The sequence below is a fragment of the Solwaraspora sp. WMMA2065 genome (assembly GCF_030345075.1).
Lineage (GTDB): Bacteria > Actinomycetota > Actinomycetes > Mycobacteriales > Micromonosporaceae > Micromonospora_E.
In genome coordinates this window covers 1,729,787-1,749,751 of sequence record NZ_CP128361.1, presented here as the reverse complement: position 1 = coordinate 1,749,751, position 19,965 = coordinate 1,729,787, and the positions used below count along the sequence as shown (strand labels likewise).

Below are 19,965 nucleotides of genomic sequence, written 5' to 3'. Positions count from 1 at the left end.
TGAGGTTTCCGGGAGGGTCTGAGCGGCCGTCGACGGCGGGAAGCTCGACCGGTCGCGACCGTGTGTCATAAGTCGACTACCAAGAGTGGCAACTGTGGTGGTTGGGGTCTGGTGCCTTGTCGAAGTGACACAACTCGGTGGCTCCGGGTACTGGCGCACCATGCGGGCGAAATGAGAATGTATGCGCCGCGACGCAGTGACAGGGCCAGGACGGGCTGTGAGCCGGAGGTGGGATGACCGATGTCCGACGAGGACACCCAGCAGGATCCGCCGCGCGTCGGGCGCTGGCTCGCGTCGCCCGAGGGCCAGCCGACGTCCGGCGGCGAGCTGCCCCGCCGGGCCGGCTCCGCCCCGCGTTGGCCACGGCCACCGGCGGACAGTCCACTCACTCTGGCCACCGCCCGGCTCGGCCAGGTCAGCTGGTCGGCGTCCTCGACGATCGACGGCGAAGTCACCGACGGCACATCGGCCGCCGACCGCCCTGCCGCCGACCGCCCTGCCGCCGACCGCCCTGCCCCGGGCGGCAGGGCATCGGGCGGCAGGGCGCCCGGCACCCACGCCCTACCCGCCGCGCCGGTCAGCCACGCCGACCGCTCGACGGGACCGCCGCGGCGTACCGCCATCGGCGCCGTCGCGGTCCTCACCGCCGCTGTCATCGCCGCGACCGTGGCCACCAACCGGGGTGCCCAGCAGGAGCCGATCCGGGGCGAGTTCGTCGCCGGAGCCCCGAGCGCCAGCACATCCGCCGCACCGCCGGCCGAAGAGCCGAGCGGCGAGCCGATCAGTGAGCCGAGCGAAGAGCCGACCGACCGGGCTGAGCAGGTTCGCCCGGTCGGCGACGGCGTACACACGGCCACGCCCGACACCGACGCACCCGGCGGCGGGCCGACCCCGGCCGCACCGGCCACCAACCCCCAGCCGGACCCGAAACCGACCGCCCCCGCGCACCTCACCCTGACCGTCGGCGGGACGTACGGGCTGGAGCCGGTCAACCTGCCCGGCCGCCGGGTGCGGCACTTCGAGTTCGAAGGCCGCGTCGACGTCGTCGACCAGCGCGGCAAGGCCGACGCCGCGTTCGTGGTCCGTCGCGGCCTGGCCAAGTCGAGCTGCATCTCCCTGGAGTCGGTCAACTTTCCCGGCTACTACCTGCGCCACCAGAACTTCCGCTTCTACCTGCACCGGATCGACGGCAGCGCCCTGTTCCGGGCCGACGCCACCTTCTGCCCGGTCGCCGGACTGACCGGACAGCACACCTCACTGCGCTCCTACAACTACCCGGACCGCTACCTGCACCACGACGGCAGATACCTGAAACTCTCCGAGATCGGCAGAGGCGCCAACGCGTCCTACGCCACCTTCATCGTCCGTACCCCGTTGTAGGCGGAATCGGCCGGGTGCCGGGGTCGCGGCGCATCGACCACAGCGGCGGCCCGCCGGGGGAGAGGTGCCGAGGGCCGGGCGTACGCCAACCGCGCACCGCCAGCAGGTCACGGGCGTACTCCTCGTCGGTGACGGTGTGCCCGACCAACCCGGCGGCGTCCAACGTGCGCTGATGGTGGTCGAGCAGCGCCGCGCCGATGCGGCGGCGGCGCAGCCACGGCGCCGCCGCCAGGTACACCAGCTCGTGGCCGACCACCGGCTCCGGCGCGGACCCGTCGGCCGGCCCGACAGTCGGCCCGGCCGACCGCACCGGCGACCGCGCCGACAGCCCGGCCGACGGGCCGACCGGCAGCCGCAACGCCGCCGCCCGGTGCTCGTCACGCACCGCCCGCAGGTGCGCGACCCGCCGCCGGTAGATGCCGGCCGCGCCGAGCACCTCCCGCTCGTGGTCGGTCACCGTCGTCAACCGCATCGGGTACGGCTGCCAAATGGCCACCCCTTCCCGGTTGCCGGCGACGTGCACGACGCCGTGGGTCAGCCCGTGTGTCAACTCGACGTCGAACAGCCGCAGGAACGTGGTGTACCGGTTGGACACGTCGGCGATCAGCCAGCCGGCCACCGGGTTGGTCACGAACGCCTCGGCGAGCAGCGCCGACAGCTCGGCGATGTCGGTGACGTCGGCGTCCCGGACGGTCATCTCGGATTCCATCGTGGTCTCTCCAGTAGGTTCGGAACGGGTGGCGGCCCGCGCCCAGCCGAGGAACCGGGCGTACGCCGCCGCCGGGGTCAGCCCCGGCAGGTCGAGGGCGGCCTCCGCGGACCGCTCGGCCACGTACATACACAGACCGATCCGGTCGTACGCGGCGACGAGTTGCGCCTTCGCCGGCTGACACGGCCACGGTGCCCGGCACACCCGGCAGCGCCACGACGGCCGTGCCGCCACGTGCTCGACGGTCACCGGCCGGCGGCCCGGGTCGCCGACCGCGCCCGGGGCGACCAGCGCCGCCCGGTCGTCGGCCGGATGTCGAAGGTGACGAACTGCCGGGAGCCGCAGTCGGGGCAGCGCAGTGTCTGCCCGCAGGCCGGGCACCAGCGCCGCCGCAGCCGGCACAGCAGCAGACCCGGCGGAATGCCGAGCACAAAGCCGGCGGCAATGAACGCGAGGGCGGTGGACATTCCATTTCCTCCCGGGCGAAGATCAATTAATCGTGCGGGCAGGAGTGCATGCGCCAGGCCCGCCGCAGCCGGTCACGGGGGTTTCCCGACTGCGGCGGGTGACTATGGACAGCACCGGCATCAGTTATCTAAGTTGGACCGCATGCATAAGACAAGGCGCGATGCGCCCTTATCGTCGTGGGCAACCCCTTGTCGAGGTCAATCATTTCAGTGCCGAGCGCCTTCACGATTATGAAGGCGCTCGTCAGTTGATTGTCCGCCACGTTGGTGACTACACTCACCACAGAGGATGAAGGGGGCGAGCGATTTGTCCGGCTCCATCGGCACAACCCTGCTCCGCCGACACATCGGCCGCTGGCTCACCGTGTTGCGGGAGGCTGCCGGCATCAGCCAGGACGCCGCAGCTCAAGCACTGCAACGCGGCTCCTCCACCATCTGGCGCATCGAGGCCGGCGACTCGCGGATCCGCTTCCGCGACGTCGACGTCGACGCCATGTGCACCCTCTACCGGGTCTCCCCGGAGACCCGCCACCGCCTGCTCACCATGACCAGGGAGACCCGCGACGCCCCGAGGCGTGCCTGGTGGCACGACTACACCGAATCGGCCCTACCCGCCTGGTTCGGCCTCTACGTCTCCCTCGAAGACAGCGCCGCCATGATCCGGCAGTACGAGCAGGAAGCCGTTCCCGGGCTTCTGCAAACGCGTGCCTACGCGGAGGCGATCACGCGCATGCCGGAGGGCGTTATCAGTGACGAGGAAATCGAGCGTCGAGTGAGCGTCCGACTCGAACGGCAGGCACTCCTATCAGCACCACGTCCACCGCATCTCCGTGTGATCCTCAACGAGGCGGTCCTGCGCCGGCCAGTCGGTGGTGTTGACGTGATGGTCGAGCAGTTGCAGCACATGCTCGACGTCACGGCGCGCTTCTCGGTATCGGTGCGTGTTCTGCCCTACTCGACCGGTGCGCACAGCGGGATGAACTCCGCCTTCAGCATCCTGACCTTTCCCAACGCACCACTGAGCCGAGATCCTGTCGAGCCGCCCATCGCGTACGTCGACACCCTGACCGGCGCGCTCTATCTGAACAAGCCCGACGAGATTCACGCCTACGAGACGGTCTGGGCGGATCTCGACCGGCGAGCCCTTGACGAAGCCTCGTCGAGGGAGATGATCAAGGAAGCATTGGAGGCATTTTCCAGTGGTCGACCTGGCCAGCGCCACGTGGCGCAAGAGTAGTCGTAGCGGCAACGTGGGCAACTGTGTCGAAGTAGCGACGAACCTGCCCGACGTCATCGCCGTACGGGACAGCAAGGACACGACCGGCCCGGTCCTGACCTTCGCCCCCGCCCAGTGGGCCACCTTCACCACCCACCTGCCCACGCCTGACGCCCGCTGAGACTGTTGGGGGCGGCTGGCTGTACCCGGCCAGCCGTCACCAAACGTGCAGTCTGGCGTCTGAAGTTGATCTAGGAACCTCCGGTGACCACGCTCCAAGCGGGGGGTTCCGAACCGCCAAACCTCTACGATTGGGACATAAACTGCTCGTGAGCACCGCGAAGCCAATCGTGATTGGTGAATACTTGCAGCTCGCGAGCCGCTGCGCCGGACCTCCGGGTCCGGCGAGGATCGCAACCCACACGTCGGCGGCCCGGTCTTCCACCGGCAACTGCTGCGCCGGACCTCCGGGTCCGGCGAGGATCGCAACGTGTTGCTGCTGGTCGTAGGACTGCCGATCGCGTTGGTGCTGCGCCGGACCTCCGGGTCCGGCGAGGATCGCAACCACCCAAGGGGCCCCGGGTGCTACGGCACAGCGTAGCGCTGCGCCGGACCTCCGGGTCCGGCGAGGATCGCAACGGCGCGAACGCCGTCAAGGGCAGCCAGGTCCGGCTGCTGCTGCGCCGGACCTCCGGGTCCGGCGAGGATCGCAACCGGTCCGGGTCGCACACCACGAACGGGCCGACGTGGCTGCTGCGCCGGACCTCCGGGTCCGGCGAGGATCGCAACCGCGTAGTCGTACGACTTGCCGCCGTTGCCGAGGCCGCTGCGCCGGACCTCCGGGTCCGGCGAGGATCGCAACGACGTCAGCCCATGGCCGGCGTCGACCTCGAACACCAGGCTGCGCCGGACCTCCGGGTCCGGCGAGGATCGCAACATCGTGCTGGTGCTGCTGGCCGTGGTGCTGATCCTGGCTGCGCCGGACCTCCGGGTCCGGCGAGGATCGCAACATCTCCACGTACGACCTGGACGACGTGGTCACCGCCTGCTGCGCCGGACCTCCGGGTCCGGCGAGGATCGCAACATGGGCCGAAGCGCGAAGGTCAACGTGCTCGCCATCGCTGCGCCGGACCTCCGGGTCCGGCGAGGATCGCAACCGTCAGGCGGCGGAGCTCATGTTGGCGGGTGTGGTTGCTGCGCCGGACCTCCGGGTCCGGCGAGGATCGCAACCTAGCCAAGGCGTGGCCGAAGCTAGAGAACCACCTGAGCTGCGCCGGACCTCCGGGTCCGGCGAGGATCGCAACACCACCGCCACCGACACGGAGGCCGGCCGGCTCAGCGCTGCGCCGGACCTCCGGGTCCGGCGAGGATCGCAACCTGCGGCTGTGGCACGAGGGCGAGAGCCCATCCCGGCTGCGCCGGACCTCCGGGTCCGGCGAGGATCGCAACGTCGGCGCCGCCCAGCAGGCGATGAAGGCCAGCGGCGTGCTGCGCCGGACCTCCGGGTCCGGCGAGGATCGCAACCATGGTGCGATGGGGGGCCTTTAGGGCTTCAGAGACCGCTGCGCCGGACCTCCGGGTCCGGCGAGGATCGCAACGACGATCGAGAGCACGCCATCCGAGTCGGGATCGAGCGAGCTGCGCCGGACCTCCGGGTCCGGCGAGGATCGCAACGGGGCAGTCATCGCCGCCGGACATGCCCTCCTCCCTGGCTGCGCCGGACCTCCGGGTCCGGCGAGGATCGCAACCGTCTCCAAGTCGCACAGAATGGATCGGACGATTTGGATGCTGCGCCGGACCTCCGGGTCCGGCGAGGATCGCAACCGGCCCTCGGTGGGGGTGCGTCGCCGCGACCGTGGTCGCTGCGCCGGACCTCCGGGTCCGGCGAGGATCGCAACGCCAGCCGGCGCGACTCCCCGTACGGGGTGGCCGGCGCTGCGCCGGACCTCCGGGTCCGGCGAGGATCGCAACCGGGTAATCAGATGCGTCCATGTCTCCGGTCCGATGAGCTGCGCCGGACCTCCGGGTCCGGCGGGGATCGCAACACATGCAACCAGCACCTAGCATGATCCAGTCAGTGGGTGCTGCGCCGGACCTCCGGGTCCGGCGAGGATCGCAACGCCGGCATACGCCTCCGCCAGCTGGACGCGGGCGGGCTGCGCCGGACCTCCGGGTCCGGCGAGGATCGCAACACCGCTCCGGGCGGCGGATCGGTGCACTACTCCAAGCTGCGCCGGACCTCCGGGTCCGGCGAGGATCGCAACGGGCGCGATCGCCTGAATCCCGTCGAGCACGGATGTCGCTGCGCCGGACCTCCGGGTCCGGCGAGGATCGCAACCCCGCGTCGCGGCCGAACAGCAGCGGTACGCCACCCGCTGCGCCGGACCTCCGGGTCCGGCGGGGATCGCAACTACGCGCATTAGCGCTGAATCATCCTGCGCGGAGGCTGCGTAGCGTGTCCAACGCGACACTCATCGACGTGGCCTGCGCTTCGCGCCGAGCCCTGGTCAGGGTCTACCTGCGCGGTTGCCTTACTCGGCTGCCGTCGGTCGCTAGACCTACCTGGCTGCCTACGTCCTCACTGTCCGCAGCGGCTAGTACGGCGTCCAGGAGGCCGGGGAAGCGGGTGTGCAGGTCCTCGCTGCGCAGGACGACGTAACACCGAGTGCCTTCCTGCCGGGTACGGGTAAGCCCTGCGTCCCGCAGCACCCGTAGGTGGTGGCTCAACGTCGACTTGGAGACCGGGACTCGCAGCGCTCCCCAGCCGCGTTCCTGGCCGTCGGATAGCAACCGGACCAGCCCAACCCGGATCGGGTCACTCAGTGCCGCCATCACCTCAGTGAGAACCATCTCCCCGGGATCCGGGTGCCGCGCTTCCTTCACCACGACATGGTAGCTTGTTCGACGTTCTACGAACATCGAATGAAGGGTGTGTGCTGATGGAATCCAATGTCAGCGGAAAGTTTGCGGACCGTGTTGCCATCGTTACCGGAGCGGGATCAGGAATCGGTCGCGCGACCGCGATCGCATTCGCCGAGGCCGGCGCGCACGTCCTCGGCGTCGGGCGCCGTCAAGACGCGCTGAACACCACCGCGCAGCAGCACCCACGCATCGCCGTGCTCCCCGCCGATATCCGCGCCGCACACGCACCCCAGGCAGTCATCGACGCCGCCGTTGACCGATGGGATCGGGTCGACGTACTGGTCAACAACGCCGGTGCCACGACGATCATGCCGCTGGCCGACGCAACTACGCACGGCATCGCCAACCTATTTGATCTTCACGTCACCGCGCCCAGCCTGCTCGCTCGCGCGGCCCTGCCCTACCTGCAGCAGACCCAGGGGTCGATCATCAACCTTTCCAGCACGTACGGGCACCGCCCGGCACCCGGCATCGCCCACTACGCCGCCTCCAAGGCCGCCCTGGAACAGCTCACCCGATGCTGGGCACTGGAACTAGCAGCCACAGGAATCCGAGTCAACGCCCTGGCCCCCGGCCCCACCGAGAGCGAGGCCCTGACCGCCGCCGGCCTCCCCGAACCGGTGCTCAACCAGATCAAGCAAGACGAGGCCGGACGGATCCCGCTCGGCCGTCGGGGAGAGCCCGACGAGGTCGCCACATGGGTCCTCCGCCTGGCTGACCCCGTCGCCACCTGGCTGACCGGACAGATCCTCACCATCGACGGTGGCCTCGAACTCACCTGACACCCGGACCAGCGCCGGTGACCCGCGCAAGTGCTCGTCGAATGCGTTGATTAGTGTGGACACTGCGCTGGGCCTCCGGGTCCGGCGAGGATCGCAACGCCGGACGTGAGCCCGTCAACCGCAGTCCGTACGCTTCAAGCTTCTGACTGATCTCGGCACGTACAGTCGAGCCGAGTCGCCCAGCGCCCTCGATGTCCCGCAGCACCTGTGCAGTCGTACCGATGACCCCGCCCTCATCAGCCACCCGCCGACGCAGTTCCTCATAGCTCGTGGGGCTCACTCTGCCGGCTGGTTCCGGCGAGCGCGTGGCGTTCGGCGGGTCTACTGCAGGTCGAAGTCGAACTCGACGGTGGCGACATCCTTGTCGAGCCGCAGCAGCCAGGACGCGCCGATCACCCCGGCACCGGCAGGTGGGTCGGCGACCGCTGGCTTGGCTCGGATGATCTGGCTGCGTCGGAGGGCGTCCGCAGCGCCGGCGCTGTCGCCGACCGCTGCGCACGCTCTGCTCAGGTTGTGTAGCACTGCTGCGAGGCTGGGGTCGGCGACGGCTGCCGTGTCCAGGATGGAAGCCGCGCGAGCGAGTAGGTCCTTTGCCTGTTCCGGCTCGCCCAACGCTTGGCGGACGGCGGCGAGGTCGTTGAGGATCACGGCAACGTCCGGGTGGGCGGCACCGAACGCCTTTTCGTAGATGCCAAGTGACTGCTCCAGCACCTGGCTTGCCTCCTCTGACCTGCCCAGTTCGTGCAGGATCACACCGTGGTTGATCAGGTCGGCGGCCAGGGCAGGATGCCGGGTGCCCAGAGTCTCGGTGTCGATCTCGACTGCCTGTTCGGCGCAGCGGCGGGCAGCAGCGAAGTTCCCCGCGTCGGCGTACGCGTTCGACAGGTTGTTCAGCGAGGTGGCGACGTCGGGGTGGCTGACCCCGAAATGGGCCCGCCGGATGTCGACAGCGCGTTCGTGCGCGTGAACTGCGCCGTCAGCGTCGCCGGCCTGCCGTTCCACGTTGCCGAGGTTGTTCAGCGTCGTCGCGCAGGCGGGGTGATCCCCGCCGAGCGCGCGCTCCAGGATCGTCAGCGCCCGGAGGTGGTAGTCCCGCGCCTTGCTGAGCGAACCTAGACGAGTAGTTCCGAAGTCAGGGGTCGATGTCCGGGCATGAGGAGAGGGCATCCAAGATCATGTTGTGACGCAAGACCTGGACACCCTCTTGACCGCACTGTACGTGAAGATCGACGACAGCATCCGCACGCCCCGGTGGCGCGGCAGACCACCACTGCTGACCGACTCCGAACTGGTCTGCCTGGCCGTGGCGCAGGTCCTGCTCGGCGCCCGTTCCGAAGCCCACTGGATCCGCTACGCCCGGGTCCACCTGGCCGGCATGTTCCCCTACCTACCGCAGCGGCCCGGCTACAACAAACGGCTCCGCGCCGCCCTCCCGCTGATCAAGAAGACGATCCGGAACCTGGCCCGCGACAGCGACTTCTGGTTCGACAACCACTGGATCGTCGACTCCACCCCGGTGCCGTGCGGCATGTCCCGCCCCACCGTGCAACGTTCGGACCTGGCCGGCTGGGCCGGATACGGCTACTGCGCCTCCCACTCCCGGTTCTTCTGGGGACTGCGCCTGTACCTGGTCTGCACCCCGACCGGGATGCCGATCCTGTGGGCCCTGGCGAACCCGAAGATCGGCGAGCGGGAGGTCCTCGCCGCGATGCTGGAGGTCGAGGCCGGTGTCGTCGCCGAACACGACGGCATCCTGTTGATCAGCGACAAGGGCTTCGCGTCCGGACCACTCGAGCGGGAACTCGCCGACCAGGGCATCACCCTGCTACGCCCGTCACGCAAGCGGGAGAAGGCCCGCTACGGCGAACCGATGCTCAAGAAGGTCCGGCAGCTGATCGAGTCGGTCAACGACACCCTCAAGGGCCAGCTTGATCTTGAGGAACACGGTGGGCGGACCTTCGTCGGCGTCGCCGTACGGGTGGCCCAGCGACTCCTCGCGATGGCCGCCGCGATCTGGCACAACAACAAGACCGGCGCACCCGTCACCCGGTCCCTGATCGCCTACGACCACTGACGGGACTTCGGAACAACTCGTCTAGGCCCCGCAGGACCGTACCGGCGGCGTTGAGGGTGACCGCCAACCGGGGATGATCCTGGCCGCGGTTGGCTTCCCCCAACTGGATGGCTTCATCGAGCGCGGCGAGCGCTTCCGGAAGTCGTCCGCTCGCCCGTAGCGCCATTCCGGTGCGGGTCAGGATCTCCGGCAGGTCGGGAGCGGCGAAGTCGTGCGGCCGGCGCAGAATGTCCGTGGCCGCGCCCAGGACGCCGAGGGCCTGCGCGTACTGCCCCTGGATTCGGAGATACTCGCCGACCCGGGCGTACAGCGAGACCACCTGGCGGAGCGCGACATTGTGCTCGGCGGCGTGTCTGGCGGCGGCGAGCGCGTGCGGGACGACAGTGTCACAGACCGGCCAGTTATCAGCTGCCGTGACATCGAGTGGCAGCGCGTGTTCGGCATAGATCGCTGCGATGCCCGCGCAGCGCCGACGGTCAGCGGCAGTCAGCGACTGCCGGGCCAACGTCTGCACCAGCCGGTGTACGGTCAGGCCGTCCGGGCTCGCCTGTAGCAGCGAGTACCGGCTGAGGATGCTGACCGCCTGGTTGTAGACGATCCGGTCGTCATGCAGGGGACGCAGCCGGCGTGGATGGTCCGGCGACCACCGCAGCATGGTGTGCGGGATACCCTCCGGGCTCAGGAAAGCGCAGAGGTTCAGCAACTCCTGCGCGATCGGCAACTCCTTGCGGATCGTCGCCACTGCCGTCAGCCAAGTGGACGCCACCGTGCGCGGATAGTTGGACAGCGAGCCGAGAGCCAGTACGTCGGCGGTGCGTGAACGCAGCAGATCCAGGTAGTCACGGATCGACGTCGAGGTCTCCTGCATGTAAGACGATGCCTGGTCGAGGGCCAGCGGCAGATCGCCGAGGAAGGCGGCGAGCGCGTCGGCGTCGTTGCGCTGGCCGGCCGGCGGCGCCAGAAACGCGACGGATTCCGACCGCTTCCACGGCGGCACGATGATGACGGCGGCGTTGCGCCAGTGCTGGTTCCTCGTGGTCACGAGGACGTGCCCGGACCGCCGCTGTGGCAGGTAGTCGTCGACCAGTTCCTCTGCTTCGGCGTTGTCGAAGACCAGCAGCCAGCTGTCGCGCTCCTCCAACCAGTGCCGGATGACGTCGACCTGCTGGGGCTGCGGACTCGCCGGATCGACCGGCAATCCGTGCGCGCCGGCCAGCCCGAGAAAGTCGTCGTCGAGCGTGACACGGTTCTCCGCCCGTAGCCACCAGACGACCGGGTACTCGGACCGGTAGTTCTCCACGTACGCGAGGGCGAGTTGGGTCTTGCCGACTCCGCCGAGCCCGGCTAGGGCCAACCGTCGCTGCTCGGTCAGCGACTCGTGCATCTCAGTGAGAAGCCCGGCCCGGCCGGTGAACCGAGGGGTGAGCTTCGGTCGTGGCGTGCTGGGCGGAAGCGGTACCCGGTCGGTCGCCATCGTCATCTCCTCCGCTGCAATGTCGCGTGTCGTCACGAACGCCGACGCCACCACGAGCGCGAGCCCCAACCCCGCGAGCAGCAACTGGCGTACCGGCGAGTCGACAACCGGGATGCGGACGCCGAGCATCTCCACCCCGCCGGCTGCGATCGCCGCTACGACGCAGACGATCCCGGATGCCGACAGCTGCGGGTCGAGCCGCCGCCCCGGGCGGACGCTCCAACGACGGCGTCTCATCGTGCCGCCCACCGCAGCGGGCCGTTCACCGGTCGATATCGTCGCGGGCCTCGGCCGATCTTGCTTCCAGTAACGCGATAACCTCGTCGAGCCGGCCCGCCTCGTTCAGCGCGGCCCGCCGGGATCGACGCGCGGTGTTGAGTCCGAAATCGAGGTACGCCGGCAGTAGGTGGGGCGCACGATCGCGCAGCGCCCGCAGGTGAGCCTCGATCGTTCCGACGTCCGCACGGCGTACCGGCCCGGTCAACGCCTGGTCGCCGTGCCGCAGGGCGTTTTCCATCGAGGCACGCACCAGCGGGGCCAGCACAAACCCGGGGTCCGGCACGCCGGCTGCCATCAGTGCCTCCATCGCCGCGGCCAGCAGGGTGATGAGGTTGTTCGCACCGAGGACCAGCGCGGCGTGGTAGAGGGTACGGTCCTCGTCGGCGATCCACACCGGAACGCCCCCCACATCGCGCACCAGTTCCTCGGCGAGCGGCCGGTCATGCGGTCGGGTGGTGACCGCGTACGCCAGACCGGCCAGATTGTCGGCATCGGTCGGGAGGCCAGGAAAGGTCATCGCCGGGTGGACGGCGAGCGGCACGGCACCGGCCTCGGTCGCCGGTGCGAGAACCGCCAAACCGCACGCACCGCTGACATGCAGCACGATCTGCCCCGGTTGGAGCAGGCCGCCATCCGCCAATTCGGCGGCGACCGATCCGATAGCGTCGTCGGTGACGGAGAGCAGGAGTATGCCGGCGCTCTTGGCAAGCGTGGGCACGTCCCGCAGCGGGGTGCCAGGAAGGACGTCGGCTGCCCGCTGGCGGGACGCCTCGGACCTCGCGTTGACCCCGACGAGCTCGTATCCGGCGCGGACCAGCGCCAGTCCGAGAGCGGTGCCGACCCGACCGGCACCGATGACACCGACCGGCCGGTCCATCATCGTCGGCACTTGCATCCCTCGCTTCGACCGAGTTCATGATCGGCGGCGAGTAGCCCCCGAGTTACATTCGGCAACACCGTACCGGACGTCGGTAGGGTGCGTCAGCGACCGCAGGTGGGGCGCTCGGATCAGGCGCCGGCGGTGCGGGATGCTGAAGATCCATCCCGCACCGCCGAAACCTCGACTCGTGAGCGCGGCCTACTTGTGGCGTCAGACTGGAACAGCGCGATGGGCTGCAGCGAGTCCACTGAACGGCCGGGCATGGTGGGTGAGTGGCTGACACTCACCCACCACCCCGGCAGTTGTTCGCTGAAACCGGAAACCGGGTCTTGACAGTGGATTGCTGCGGTGGCTTCATAGACCGGTCCTTTTTGTTCGGGCGGAATGTGAGAGATCTGTTCATGTCTGGGGAGCGGTCGCTGTGGGCGCACAGTCCGGGTAGGAACAGCGGTCGCTGGCATCGACTTGAAGATCATTTGCGGGGGACCGCCGAGCTGGCCAGGCGTTTCGCGTCGCCGTTCGGTGGTGGCGAGTTGGCGTACTGGCTGGGTGCGCTCCATGATGTCGGGAAAGCGTCCTGCGCCTGGCAGGATAAATTGAAGAATGTCGCCAACTCCGGTCAGCGGGTCGGCATCGATCACAAGTCGTTGGGGACCCGGATCGCGTATGAGCGCGGGCTCGGCGGCTATTCAGGGGCGATCTTCGGCCACCACGGCGGGTTGATCGACACCAACTCGTTGGGGAAGGCCCTCAAGCAGGGATTCAGCCGGGCGCAGGACGTCACCTCTGCCGAGGCCGAGCTGCCCCGGCTGCTGCCCGACCTGCCACCCGACCTGCGGCAGACCATCCCCGACGCGTGGCTGCAGGACCATCTTGTGGGGGAGATGGCGCTGCGGCTGTGCTACAGCGCCCTGGTCGACGCCGACGGTCTCGACACCGGCGCGCACTTCGACGGACTGGCCGCGCCCCGGGTCCGCACCGATGCCGACTTCGGCCACCTGTACAAGCTGTTCGAGCAGCGCCGCGCCGCCATGCTTGAGCATCGTCGAGCCACCATGCTCGCCGCCGGCAAGCCGTCGCCCGTGGACGACCTGCGCGAGCAGGTCTACGCCCAGTGCGTCAGCTTCGCCGACCAGCCGCCGGGGATCTACCGGCTGCCCGCGCCGACCGGGGCCGGCAAGACGCTCTGCGCCGCTGGGTTCGCGCTGCGGCACGCCGAGAAGAACCAGCAACGACGCGTCATCGTCGCTGTTCCGTTTCTGACCATCACTGGGCAGAACGCCGCCGTCTACCGTGGCATGCTCGACGAGCCCGGCGCCGAGCCGGTCGTCCTGGAACACCACAGCCAGGTCAACTTCGAGGACGCCGCCGCCGGCCGGTGGGGCCGACTCGCCGCCGAGAACTGGGACGCACCGTTCGTCGTGACCACCTTCGTCCGCCTCTTCGAGTCGCTGTTCGGCCGCCGGCCGTCCGCGATGCGCCGGGTGCACCGGCTCGCCGGATCGGTCATCGTCCTCGACGAGGTGCAGGCCCTGCCGCACGACATGCTCGTCCCGATCCTCGACGGGCTGCGGCTGCTGGTGCGGCACTTCGGCACCACCGTGCTGCTCTCCTCGGCCACCCAGCCCGAGTTCTGGTCGCTGCCGACCATGAACGGCGTCGACTACACCGACGTGCTGACCGACGTACCCGCCGTCGCCAACCAGCTCAAACGGGTCCGCTACGAATGGCGGCTCGACCCCGCCCCGACCCTCGCCGACATCGCCGACCAGGCCGCCGACGACGTCACCACCCCCGCCGGCCGGCCGCCCGCAGCGATGGTCGTCGTCAACACCACCGCCAACGCCCAGGCCGTCTTCGACACCTGGCGCGACAGCGGCGACCTCGACCACGCCCGGCACCTGTCCACCCGGATGTGCCCGGCGCACCGGCAGCGCGTACTCGAAGACGTCCGTGACCGGCTGACGAACGACGAGCCGGTCCTGCTGGTCTCCACCCAGCTCATCGAAGCCGGCGTCGACGTCGACTTCCCGACCGTCTACCGGGCGATGGCCCCCGCCGACTCGCTGCTGCAGGCCGCCGGCCGGGCCAACCGGGAAGGCCGCCTCGACCACGGCCGCGTCGTCATCTTCGCGCCCGCCGACGGCGGCGCTCCGGAGACGTACAAACGGCTCGTCGGCGCCGCGACCACCCACTTCGGACCCGGCCGCGCCGACCCCGACGACCCTGACGCACTCGCCGCCTACTACCGCTCCATCTACAGCACGCTCAACCTCAACGACCCGCAGCACATCGGCCAGCAGATCCAGCGGTCCCGGGCCGCCTGGGCGTATGAGACCGTCGCCGACGGGCCGCTCGACGACAGCGGACACCGTGACCGCAAGCGCGCCTTCCGCATCATCAGCGCCGACAGCATCTCGGTGGTCACCCCACAAGGCGCCGGTACGCCCGACGAACGCGCCCACGTCGAAGAACTCGTTCACCGGGTACGCACCGCACCCGTACCCGACATGCGTGACCTGCGCCGGTTGCAGCCCTACACCACCACCGTCCACCCGGGCGTGCCTCAGCGCGACGCCGGTGTGCGGGCCCTGATGCAGCCGATCCTCGGCTCGGACGTCCGAGTCGGCGCGCTCGTCGAATGGCGCGGCGACTACGACCCGCACACCGGCATGATCTTCGACCCGAAACTGGAGGACTTCATCCTGTGACCACGGAAGTCGTCAACGGGCTGGCCTTCCGCCGCAGCAAGGACGGCGACCTGCCGATCGCCGTCCAGGTCAGCGGCGACGCCGCCCTGTTCTCCCGCCCCGAGCTGAAAGTCGAACGGGTCACGTACCCGGTGATGACCCCCACGGCGGCCGTCGGTGTCCTCGAAGCGATCTACTGGAAGCCGGAGATCCGCTACGAGATCGTCGCCATCGAAGTGCTGAAACCGATCAAGCAGTTCACCATCCGCCGCAACGAAACCACCGACGTCGCCCCGCTCGCCGACGCCATCCGCGGCAAACGCCGAGTCGACACCGTCGCCCACCGCGACCAGCGCAACGCCGTCTGCCTGCGCGACGTCGCCTACCGCATCCACGCGCACCTGGTGCCCGCCGCCCACGCCGACAAACCCGCCGCCGCCTACCGCGACCAGCTGCGCCGCCGGGTCCGCCGAGGAGCCTGCTTCCAACAGCCCTACCTCGGTACGCGTGAATTCAGCGCCGACTTCAGCTGGCCCGACGACACCCCGCGCGACACCAGCGTCAACGAAGAAGTCGGCATCATGCTGCACACCATCCACCGCGACGGCAAAAACCAACCCCGGATGGAATGGTTCGCCGCCCGCGTCGTCGAAGGCGTCCTGCACGTCCCGCCACGCGGTATGGAAATGGCGCTGCCGTCCGCTGGCGGAGCCGCCTGATGCTGCTGCAACGCCTCGTCGAATTCGCCGCCACCAGCGACGACGTGCTTCCGCCCTTCTACGGCCGCAAACCCGTACGGCTGATCGTCGACATCGACCGGGACGGCGGCTACCGGGGGCAGACCGACACCGCCAGCGACGCCGCCGGTGCCCGGATCGGCATCGAACGGAGCGTGCCGGCCGTCACCCGTACCGTCGGGATCGCCCCCACCCTCGCCGTCGACAACGTCGAATACGCGCTCGGCTGGGTCGCCGACGGCGGCAAAGCCGACCGGATCGGCAAACAGCACGACGCGTTCGTCGAACTCATCCGCGACTGGGCCGAAGCCGAACCCGACGGACCCGGCCCGGCGGTCGCCGCCTTCTACCGCCGCCGCCAGCACCACAAGGTGCAGCAGCCGGACAAGTGGGGCCGGGCCGACATGGTCGGCATCCGGGTCGGCGGAGAGTTCGCCTTCGAGCACGACAGCGCGCGTCGCTACTGGGCGACCGTCGCCGCCGGCCGCAAAGGGCTCGGCCGGGCCGGCCGGTGCCTCGTCTGCGGCGAGGTGCGTGACCTGCTCAAGACCATCCCGCAGCAGATCCCGCAGCGGCTGCTGCCCGGCGCCACGCAGGGAGCGTCGCTGGTCAGCGTCAACGAAGCGGTGCACGGCTACGAGCTGACCAAGTTTCTCGGCAACACCCCGATCTGCGTCACCTGTGGACTGACGTTCATGTCGTCGCTGACCGTGCTGCTCAGCGACACCGACCACCATGCGAGCCTGCCCGGCCAGAACGCCCGGCTGACCTGGTGGGTGATCGGCGGGGCGTCGTTCGACCCGATGGGGCCGCTCGACCAGGAGGACGAGAAGTCCGCGCTGGACATGATCGTCAGCCCGACACGCGGCACCGAAGCCACCGTCGACGACCTGTCGAAATTCTGCTCGGTCACCGTCTCCGGCAACGTCGCCCGCGTCGTCGTCCGCGACTGGGTCGAAATGCCGCTGCCGGCGGTGAAAGCCAACCTCCGTCGCTGGATCGACGACCACAAGATCGCCGGCTGGGACGGCAAGCCGACCCTCGTCAAGCTCGTCCAGCTCACCCGGGTCGCCGGCCGGTGGCAGCCCGGCCGGGGCAGCGGCCCCGGCAGCTGGACCAAACTCGGCGCCCGAGGCGAGGACCGCCCCGGCGGCCTCTACCACGCGCTGTGGCGGTCAGCGGTCTTCGGTGCGCCACTGCCACCCAAGATCCTCGCTCACGTCATCGACCGCATCCGCACCGACGGCCGCGTCGACGCCGCCCGGGTCGCCCTGATCCGACTCGCCGTCCTGCGCCGCCCCGGGCTTCCTCCGTACCACGCAGAAAGGCTGACCCCGACGTTGAACGACGCCAACCGCGACCCCGCATACCTGTCCGGTCGCGCCTTCGCCGTGCTCGACGACCTGCAACAGGCCGTCTACCGCGCCGCGAACCAGCAGCTCAACACCACCTTCGCCGAACGCTACATGGGCCGGGCGATCACCAACCCGCAGGCGGTGCTGGTCAACGGCCGTCGCTCCGCAACCGCCTGGCTGCGACGGCTGCGCGGCCCGCTCGGCAAACCGGCCTGGGCCGGCGCGTACGCCAACCGACTCGACGACATCTTCGCGCAGATCGACGCCGACACCTCGATCCCCAGCTCCGCCATGCTGACGCAGAAAGCCGCGTTCGTCCTCGGCTACCACCACCAGCGCGCCGCGATGCGAGCCGAACGGATCGAAGCCGCCGCCAGCAAGAAGAACACCGACCTGCCACCCGCCGACCTGCCGCCCGGTGCGGACGGGACGCCGGCAGCTGACGCACCTGAAGGAGATGCCGCATGAGTGCCGCCCACCTCGACCCCGCCCGCCGTCACGACGTCGTGATGTTCTTCGATGTAACCGACGGCAACCCCAACGGCGACCCCGACGGCGGCAACCAGCCCCGCACCGACGACGAAACCGGCCAGGGTCTCGTCACCGACGTCGCCATCAAGCGCAAGATCCGGGACACGGTGGCCCTGATGCGCGGCGACGACCCCCGGTACGGCATCTTCGTCGAAGCCGGCCACGCCCTGAACACGCGCATCGAGGAAGGGCTCGCCGCCGCACCAGGGCGGGCGGACCAGGCGCAGCAGTGGCTCTGCGAGCACTACTTCGACATCCGCATGTTCGGCGCGGTGCTCAGCACCGGCGCCAAAGGCGGCGCCGGGCAGGTACGCGGTCCACTACAGGTCGGCTTCGCCCGCAGCATCGACCCGATCCTGCCGGCCGACCACGCCATCACCCGGGTCACCCAGACCCGCCAGGAAGACATCGACAAAGGCGAACGCACCGAGATGGGCTCGAAGTGGACCGTCCCGTACGGTCTCTACCGCGCACACGCCTTCTACTCCGCGCCGCGCGCCGCGAAGACCGGCGTCACCCCCGACGACCTCACCGCGCTCTGGCGGGCCATCGCCATGATGTTCGACCACGACCGGTCCGCCACCCGAGGCGAGATGAAGCTCTGCGGGCTGTGGATCTTCAGCCACCCCGACGCGCTGGGCGTCGCCCCCGCGGCCAGCCTCACCAAGCGGATCCAGGTCAGCCGGACCAACCCCGACAAGCCGGCCCGCCAACATCTCGACTACCAGCGGACCATCGCCGACACCCCGCTGCCCGATGGCGTCCAGGTCACCACCGAGGTGGACCTCTGGCTGTGACCGACCCGGTCGAGAGCGACAGCGGGATCCGCGAGGTCCCGCTGTCCGCCCTTGAGCACTATGCCTACTGTCACCGGCAGACCGCGCTCATCCACGTCGAACAGGTGTGGGACGAGAGCGCGGAAACGGTACGCGGAGACCTCAGCCACACCGCCGTCGACCTGCCCGGCGTCACCCGCCGGGCCGGCGCAACCGTCGTACGGTCACTGCCGGTCGGCAGCCAGACGTACGGGCTGCGCGGAGTCTGCGACGTCGTCGAGTTCACCGGACAGGTCGCCACACCGGTCGAATACAAAGTCGGCCGGTACCAGGCCGGGGGACCAGCCGAGCTGCAACTCGGCGGGCAGGCGCTGTGCCTCATCGACGCCGGGTTCGAAGTGCCGCTCGGCTACATCTACTCCGTCGCCGAACGCCGCCGCCACCCGGTCACCATCGACGACACACTGATCGAGCAGGTCATCGAAGCCGCCGGGGCGGTACGGCAAATCCTCGGCACGTCGAAACTCCCGCTCGCCCGCAACGACAAACGCTGCCGGCGGTGCTCCCTGCGCGACGCCTGCCTGCCCGAAGCCACCGACGGGCACAGCCGGCCACTACTCGACCTGTTCACCCCGCGACCACTCGGAACCTGGCGTGACTGAACTGCTGAACACTTTGTACATCCAGAGGCCGGGCACGAGCCTGCACTTCGACGGCGACACCCTGCGGGCCTTCCACCCCGACGACGAGCCGAAGACCCCGCCCAGACGGGTGCCACTCGTCCGCCTCGACCACCTCGTCGCCTTCGGCGGAGTCAACATCAGCCAGGAACTGCAGCTGCGCTGCGCCGCTGACGGCCGGTCCGTCACCTACCTCACCGGCAATGGGCGGTTCCTGATGCGTACGGTCGGGCCGGCCACCGGCAACCCGCTGCTGCGGCAAGCCCAGCACCGCGCCGCCGACGACACTCAACAGCGGGTGTCGATCTCAAAGGCCATGATCGCCGGGAAGATTCACAACAGCCGGCAGGTGCTGCTGCGTACCGCCCGGGACAGCTCCGGGTTCCGTCAGACCGCGCTGCGCGCCAGTGCCGACCTGATCGCCGAACGGCTGAACCTGCTGCGCGACGCCACCACCATCGACGAAGTGTTCGGCGTCGAAGGGATCACCGCCCGGGACTACTTCGCCGCCATGCCGCACCTGGTCACCAGAAGCAAAGAATGGAAGGTCGCCGGCCGCAACAAACGTCCGCCCACCGACCCGGTCAACTGCCTACTCTCCTTCCTCTACGGGATGCTGCGCGGCGCCGTGCACGGAGCGCTCGAGCAGGTCGGGCTCGACCCGTACATCGGGCTTCTGCACGGCGTACGGTCCGGCAAGCCGGCACTCGCGCTCGACCTGATGGAAGAGTTCCGTCCCCTGCTCGTGGACCGGCTGGTCTTCACCCTGCTCAACCGGCGCGAACTGAGCGACAAGGACTTCGATCACCTGCCGAACGGCGCGTACCAACTGACCGACGATGGGCGCAAGAAGGTGTTCACCGCCTGGGAGAAGAGCCGGCAGCGGGCCTGGCCGCACGCGTACCTGCGGCGTGACGTCGAAGGCGCACTGCTGCCGCTCGTACAGGCGCGGCTGCTCGCCCGGCACCTTCGCGGCGACCTGGCCGCGTACCAGCCGTGGACGGTCGCCTGAA

The 19,965-nt window shown here is 69.4% G+C and carries 17 protein-coding genes and 1 CRISPR repeat array; of the genes, 11 read left to right on the top strand and 6 right to left on the bottom strand.

Going from position 1 to position 19,965, the window contains the following annotated elements; translation table 11 throughout:
• Nucleotides 1–240 precede the first annotated feature (240 nt).
• Nucleotides 241–1,380, top strand: coding sequence for an AbfB domain-containing protein (locus O7610_RS08130; protein ID WP_289212954.1), 1,140 nt, complete (start codon nt 241–243; stop codon nt 1,378–1,380).
• On the opposite strand, the gene O7610_RS08125 is transcribed toward O7610_RS08130, so the two are convergent.
• The gene (locus O7610_RS08125; protein ID WP_289212953.1) at nt 1,358–2,323 is read right to left on the bottom strand and encodes a hypothetical protein; all 966 of its coding nucleotides are present in this window, start codon (nt 2,321–2,323) and stop codon (nt 1,358–1,360) included. The genes O7610_RS08130 and O7610_RS08125 overlap by 23 nt on opposite strands.
• A gap of 11 nt (nt 2,324–2,334) precedes the next feature.
• Nucleotides 2,335–2,556: a hypothetical protein gene (locus O7610_RS08120; RefSeq protein WP_281555132.1), complete on the bottom strand. Its 222-nt coding sequence runs from the start codon at nt 2,554–2,556 to the stop codon at nt 2,335–2,337.
• 289 nt (nt 2,557–2,845) lie between these two features.
• Between O7610_RS08120 and O7610_RS08115 the strand changes: the two genes are divergently transcribed.
• Nucleotides 2,846–3,793 (top strand): helix-turn-helix domain-containing protein, encoded by a 948-nt coding sequence (locus tag O7610_RS08115; protein WP_289212952.1) that lies wholly within the window; start codon nt 2,846–2,848, stop codon nt 3,791–3,793.
• Nucleotides 3,756–3,953 carry a DUF397 domain-containing protein gene (locus O7610_RS08110; RefSeq protein WP_289212951.1) on the top strand — a complete coding sequence of 66 codons (198 nt, stop codon included), beginning with the start codon at nt 3,756–3,758 and terminating at the stop codon, nt 3,951–3,953. Before O7610_RS08115 ends, O7610_RS08110 begins: the two co-directional genes overlap by 38 nt.
• A gap of 200 nt (nt 3,954–4,153) precedes the next feature.
• A CRISPR array of direct repeats spans nt 4,154–6,183; the repeat unit is 37 nt; unit sequence GCTGCGCCGGACCTCCGGGTCCGGCGAGGATCGCAAC.
• A 103-nt stretch (nt 6,184–6,286) separates the two neighbouring features.
• Here the strand turns inward: O7610_RS08110 and O7610_RS08105 are convergent.
• Entirely contained in the window at nt 6,287–6,691 is a 405-nt protein-coding gene (locus tag O7610_RS08105) for an ArsR/SmtB family transcription factor (protein WP_289212950.1), read from the bottom strand.
• Between the two features lie 20 nt (nt 6,692–6,711).
• On the opposite strand from O7610_RS08105, the gene O7610_RS08100 reads away from it, so the two are divergent.
• The gene (locus O7610_RS08100; RefSeq protein ID WP_289212949.1) at nt 6,712–7,476 is read left to right on the top strand and encodes an SDR family NAD(P)-dependent oxidoreductase; all 765 of its coding nucleotides are present in this window, start codon (nt 6,712–6,714) and stop codon (nt 7,474–7,476) included.
• 321 nt (nt 7,477–7,797) lie between these two features.
• On the opposite strand, the gene O7610_RS08095 is transcribed toward O7610_RS08100, so the two are convergent.
• Nucleotides 7,798–8,643, bottom strand: coding sequence for a tetratricopeptide repeat protein (locus tag O7610_RS08095; protein WP_289212948.1), 846 nt, complete (start codon nt 8,641–8,643; stop codon nt 7,798–7,800).
• 13 nt (nt 8,644–8,656) lie between these two features.
• Here O7610_RS08095 and O7610_RS08090 point away from each other — a divergent pair, with 13 nt between their 5' ends.
• Nucleotides 8,657–9,550, top strand: coding sequence for an IS982 family transposase (locus tag O7610_RS08090; RefSeq protein ID WP_281553035.1), 894 nt, complete (start codon nt 8,657–8,659; stop codon nt 9,548–9,550).
• On the opposite strand, the gene fxsT is transcribed toward O7610_RS08090, so the two are convergent.
• Together fxsT and O7610_RS08080 are read right to left on the bottom strand one after the other, a co-directional pair.
• Nucleotides 9,519–11,261, bottom strand: a complete 1,743-nt coding sequence (fxsT, locus tag O7610_RS08085; RefSeq protein WP_289212947.1) for an FxSxx-COOH system tetratricopeptide repeat protein — start codon at nt 11,259–11,261, stop codon at nt 9,519–9,521. The genes O7610_RS08090 and fxsT overlap by 32 nt on opposite strands.
• A 25-nt stretch (nt 11,262–11,286) precedes the next feature.
• Complete coding sequence (locus tag O7610_RS08080; RefSeq protein WP_475052568.1) at nt 11,287–12,198, bottom strand: Rossmann-like and DUF2520 domain-containing protein; 912 nt, start codon at nt 12,196–12,198, stop codon at nt 11,287–11,289.
• A gap of 461 nt (nt 12,199–12,659) precedes the next feature.
• On the opposite strand from O7610_RS08080, the gene cas3 reads away from it, so the two are divergent.
• The 6 genes from cas3 to cas1c are packed head-to-tail and all read left to right on the top strand — an operon-like array spanning nt 12,660 to nt 19,964.
• Nucleotides 12,660–14,894, top strand: coding sequence for a CRISPR-associated helicase Cas3' (gene cas3 / locus O7610_RS08075; RefSeq protein ID WP_281555126.1), 2,235 nt, complete (start codon nt 12,660–12,662; stop codon nt 14,892–14,894).
• On the top strand, nt 14,891–15,592 hold the full coding sequence (cas5c, locus tag O7610_RS08070; protein ID WP_289212946.1) for a type I-C CRISPR-associated protein Cas5c: 702 nt from the start codon (nt 14,891–14,893) through the stop codon (nt 15,590–15,592). Before cas3 ends, cas5c begins: the two co-directional genes overlap by 4 nt.
• Nucleotides 15,592–17,433: a type I-C CRISPR-associated protein Cas8c/Csd1 gene (cas8c, locus tag O7610_RS08065; RefSeq protein ID WP_289212945.1), complete on the top strand. Its 1,842-nt coding sequence runs from the start codon at nt 15,592–15,594 to the stop codon at nt 17,431–17,433. Before cas5c ends, cas8c begins: the two co-directional genes overlap by 1 nt.
• Nucleotides 17,430–18,293, top strand: a complete 864-nt coding sequence (cas7c, locus tag O7610_RS08060) for a type I-C CRISPR-associated protein Cas7/Csd2 (protein ID WP_281555123.1) — start codon at nt 17,430–17,432, stop codon at nt 18,291–18,293. Before cas8c ends, cas7c begins: the two co-directional genes overlap by 4 nt.
• A complete protein-coding gene (cas4, locus tag O7610_RS08055) occupies nt 18,290–18,934 on the top strand; it encodes a CRISPR-associated protein Cas4 (RefSeq protein ID WP_289212944.1) in 645 nt (214 codons plus the stop codon). Before cas7c ends, cas4 begins: the two co-directional genes overlap by 4 nt.
• A complete protein-coding gene (gene cas1c, locus O7610_RS08050; RefSeq protein ID WP_289212943.1) occupies nt 18,927–19,964 on the top strand; it encodes a type I-C CRISPR-associated endonuclease Cas1c in 1,038 nt (345 codons plus the stop codon). The genes cas4 and cas1c overlap by 8 nt, the downstream gene beginning before the upstream one ends.
• The last annotated feature ends 1 nt before the right edge of the window (nt 19,965 follow it).

Coding starts and splice junctions, on each gene's coding strand:
- O7610_RS08130 (WP_289212954.1), top strand. CDS start 241: ATGTCCGACGAGGACACCCAGCAGGATCCGCCGCGCGTCGGGCGCTGG.
- O7610_RS08120 (WP_281555132.1), bottom strand. CDS start 2,556: ATGTCCACCGCCCTCGCGTTCATTGCCGCCGGCTTTGTGCTCGGCATT.
- O7610_RS08115 (WP_289212952.1), top strand. CDS start 2,846: ATGAAGGGGGCGAGCGATTTGTCCGGCTCCATCGGCACAACCCTGCTC.
- O7610_RS08105 (WP_289212950.1), bottom strand. CDS start 6,691: ATGTTCGTAGAACGTCGAACAAGCTACCATGTCGTGGTGAAGGAAGCG.
- O7610_RS08100 (WP_289212949.1), top strand. CDS start 6,712: ATGGAATCCAATGTCAGCGGAAAGTTTGCGGACCGTGTTGCCATCGTT.
- O7610_RS08095 (WP_289212948.1), bottom strand. CDS start 8,643: ATGCCCTCTCCTCATGCCCGGACATCGACCCCTGACTTCGGAACTACT.
- fxsT (WP_289212947.1), bottom strand. CDS start 11,261: ATGAGACGCCGTCGTTGGAGCGTCCGCCCGGGGCGGCGGCTCGACCCG.
- O7610_RS08080 (WP_475052568.1), bottom strand. CDS start 12,198: ATGCAAGTGCCGACGATGATGGACCGGCCGGTCGGTGTCATCGGTGCC.
- cas8c (WP_289212945.1), top strand. CDS start 15,592: ATGCTGCTGCAACGCCTCGTCGAATTCGCCGCCACCAGCGACGACGTG.
- cas7c (WP_281555123.1), top strand. CDS start 17,430: ATGAGTGCCGCCCACCTCGACCCCGCCCGCCGTCACGACGTCGTGATG.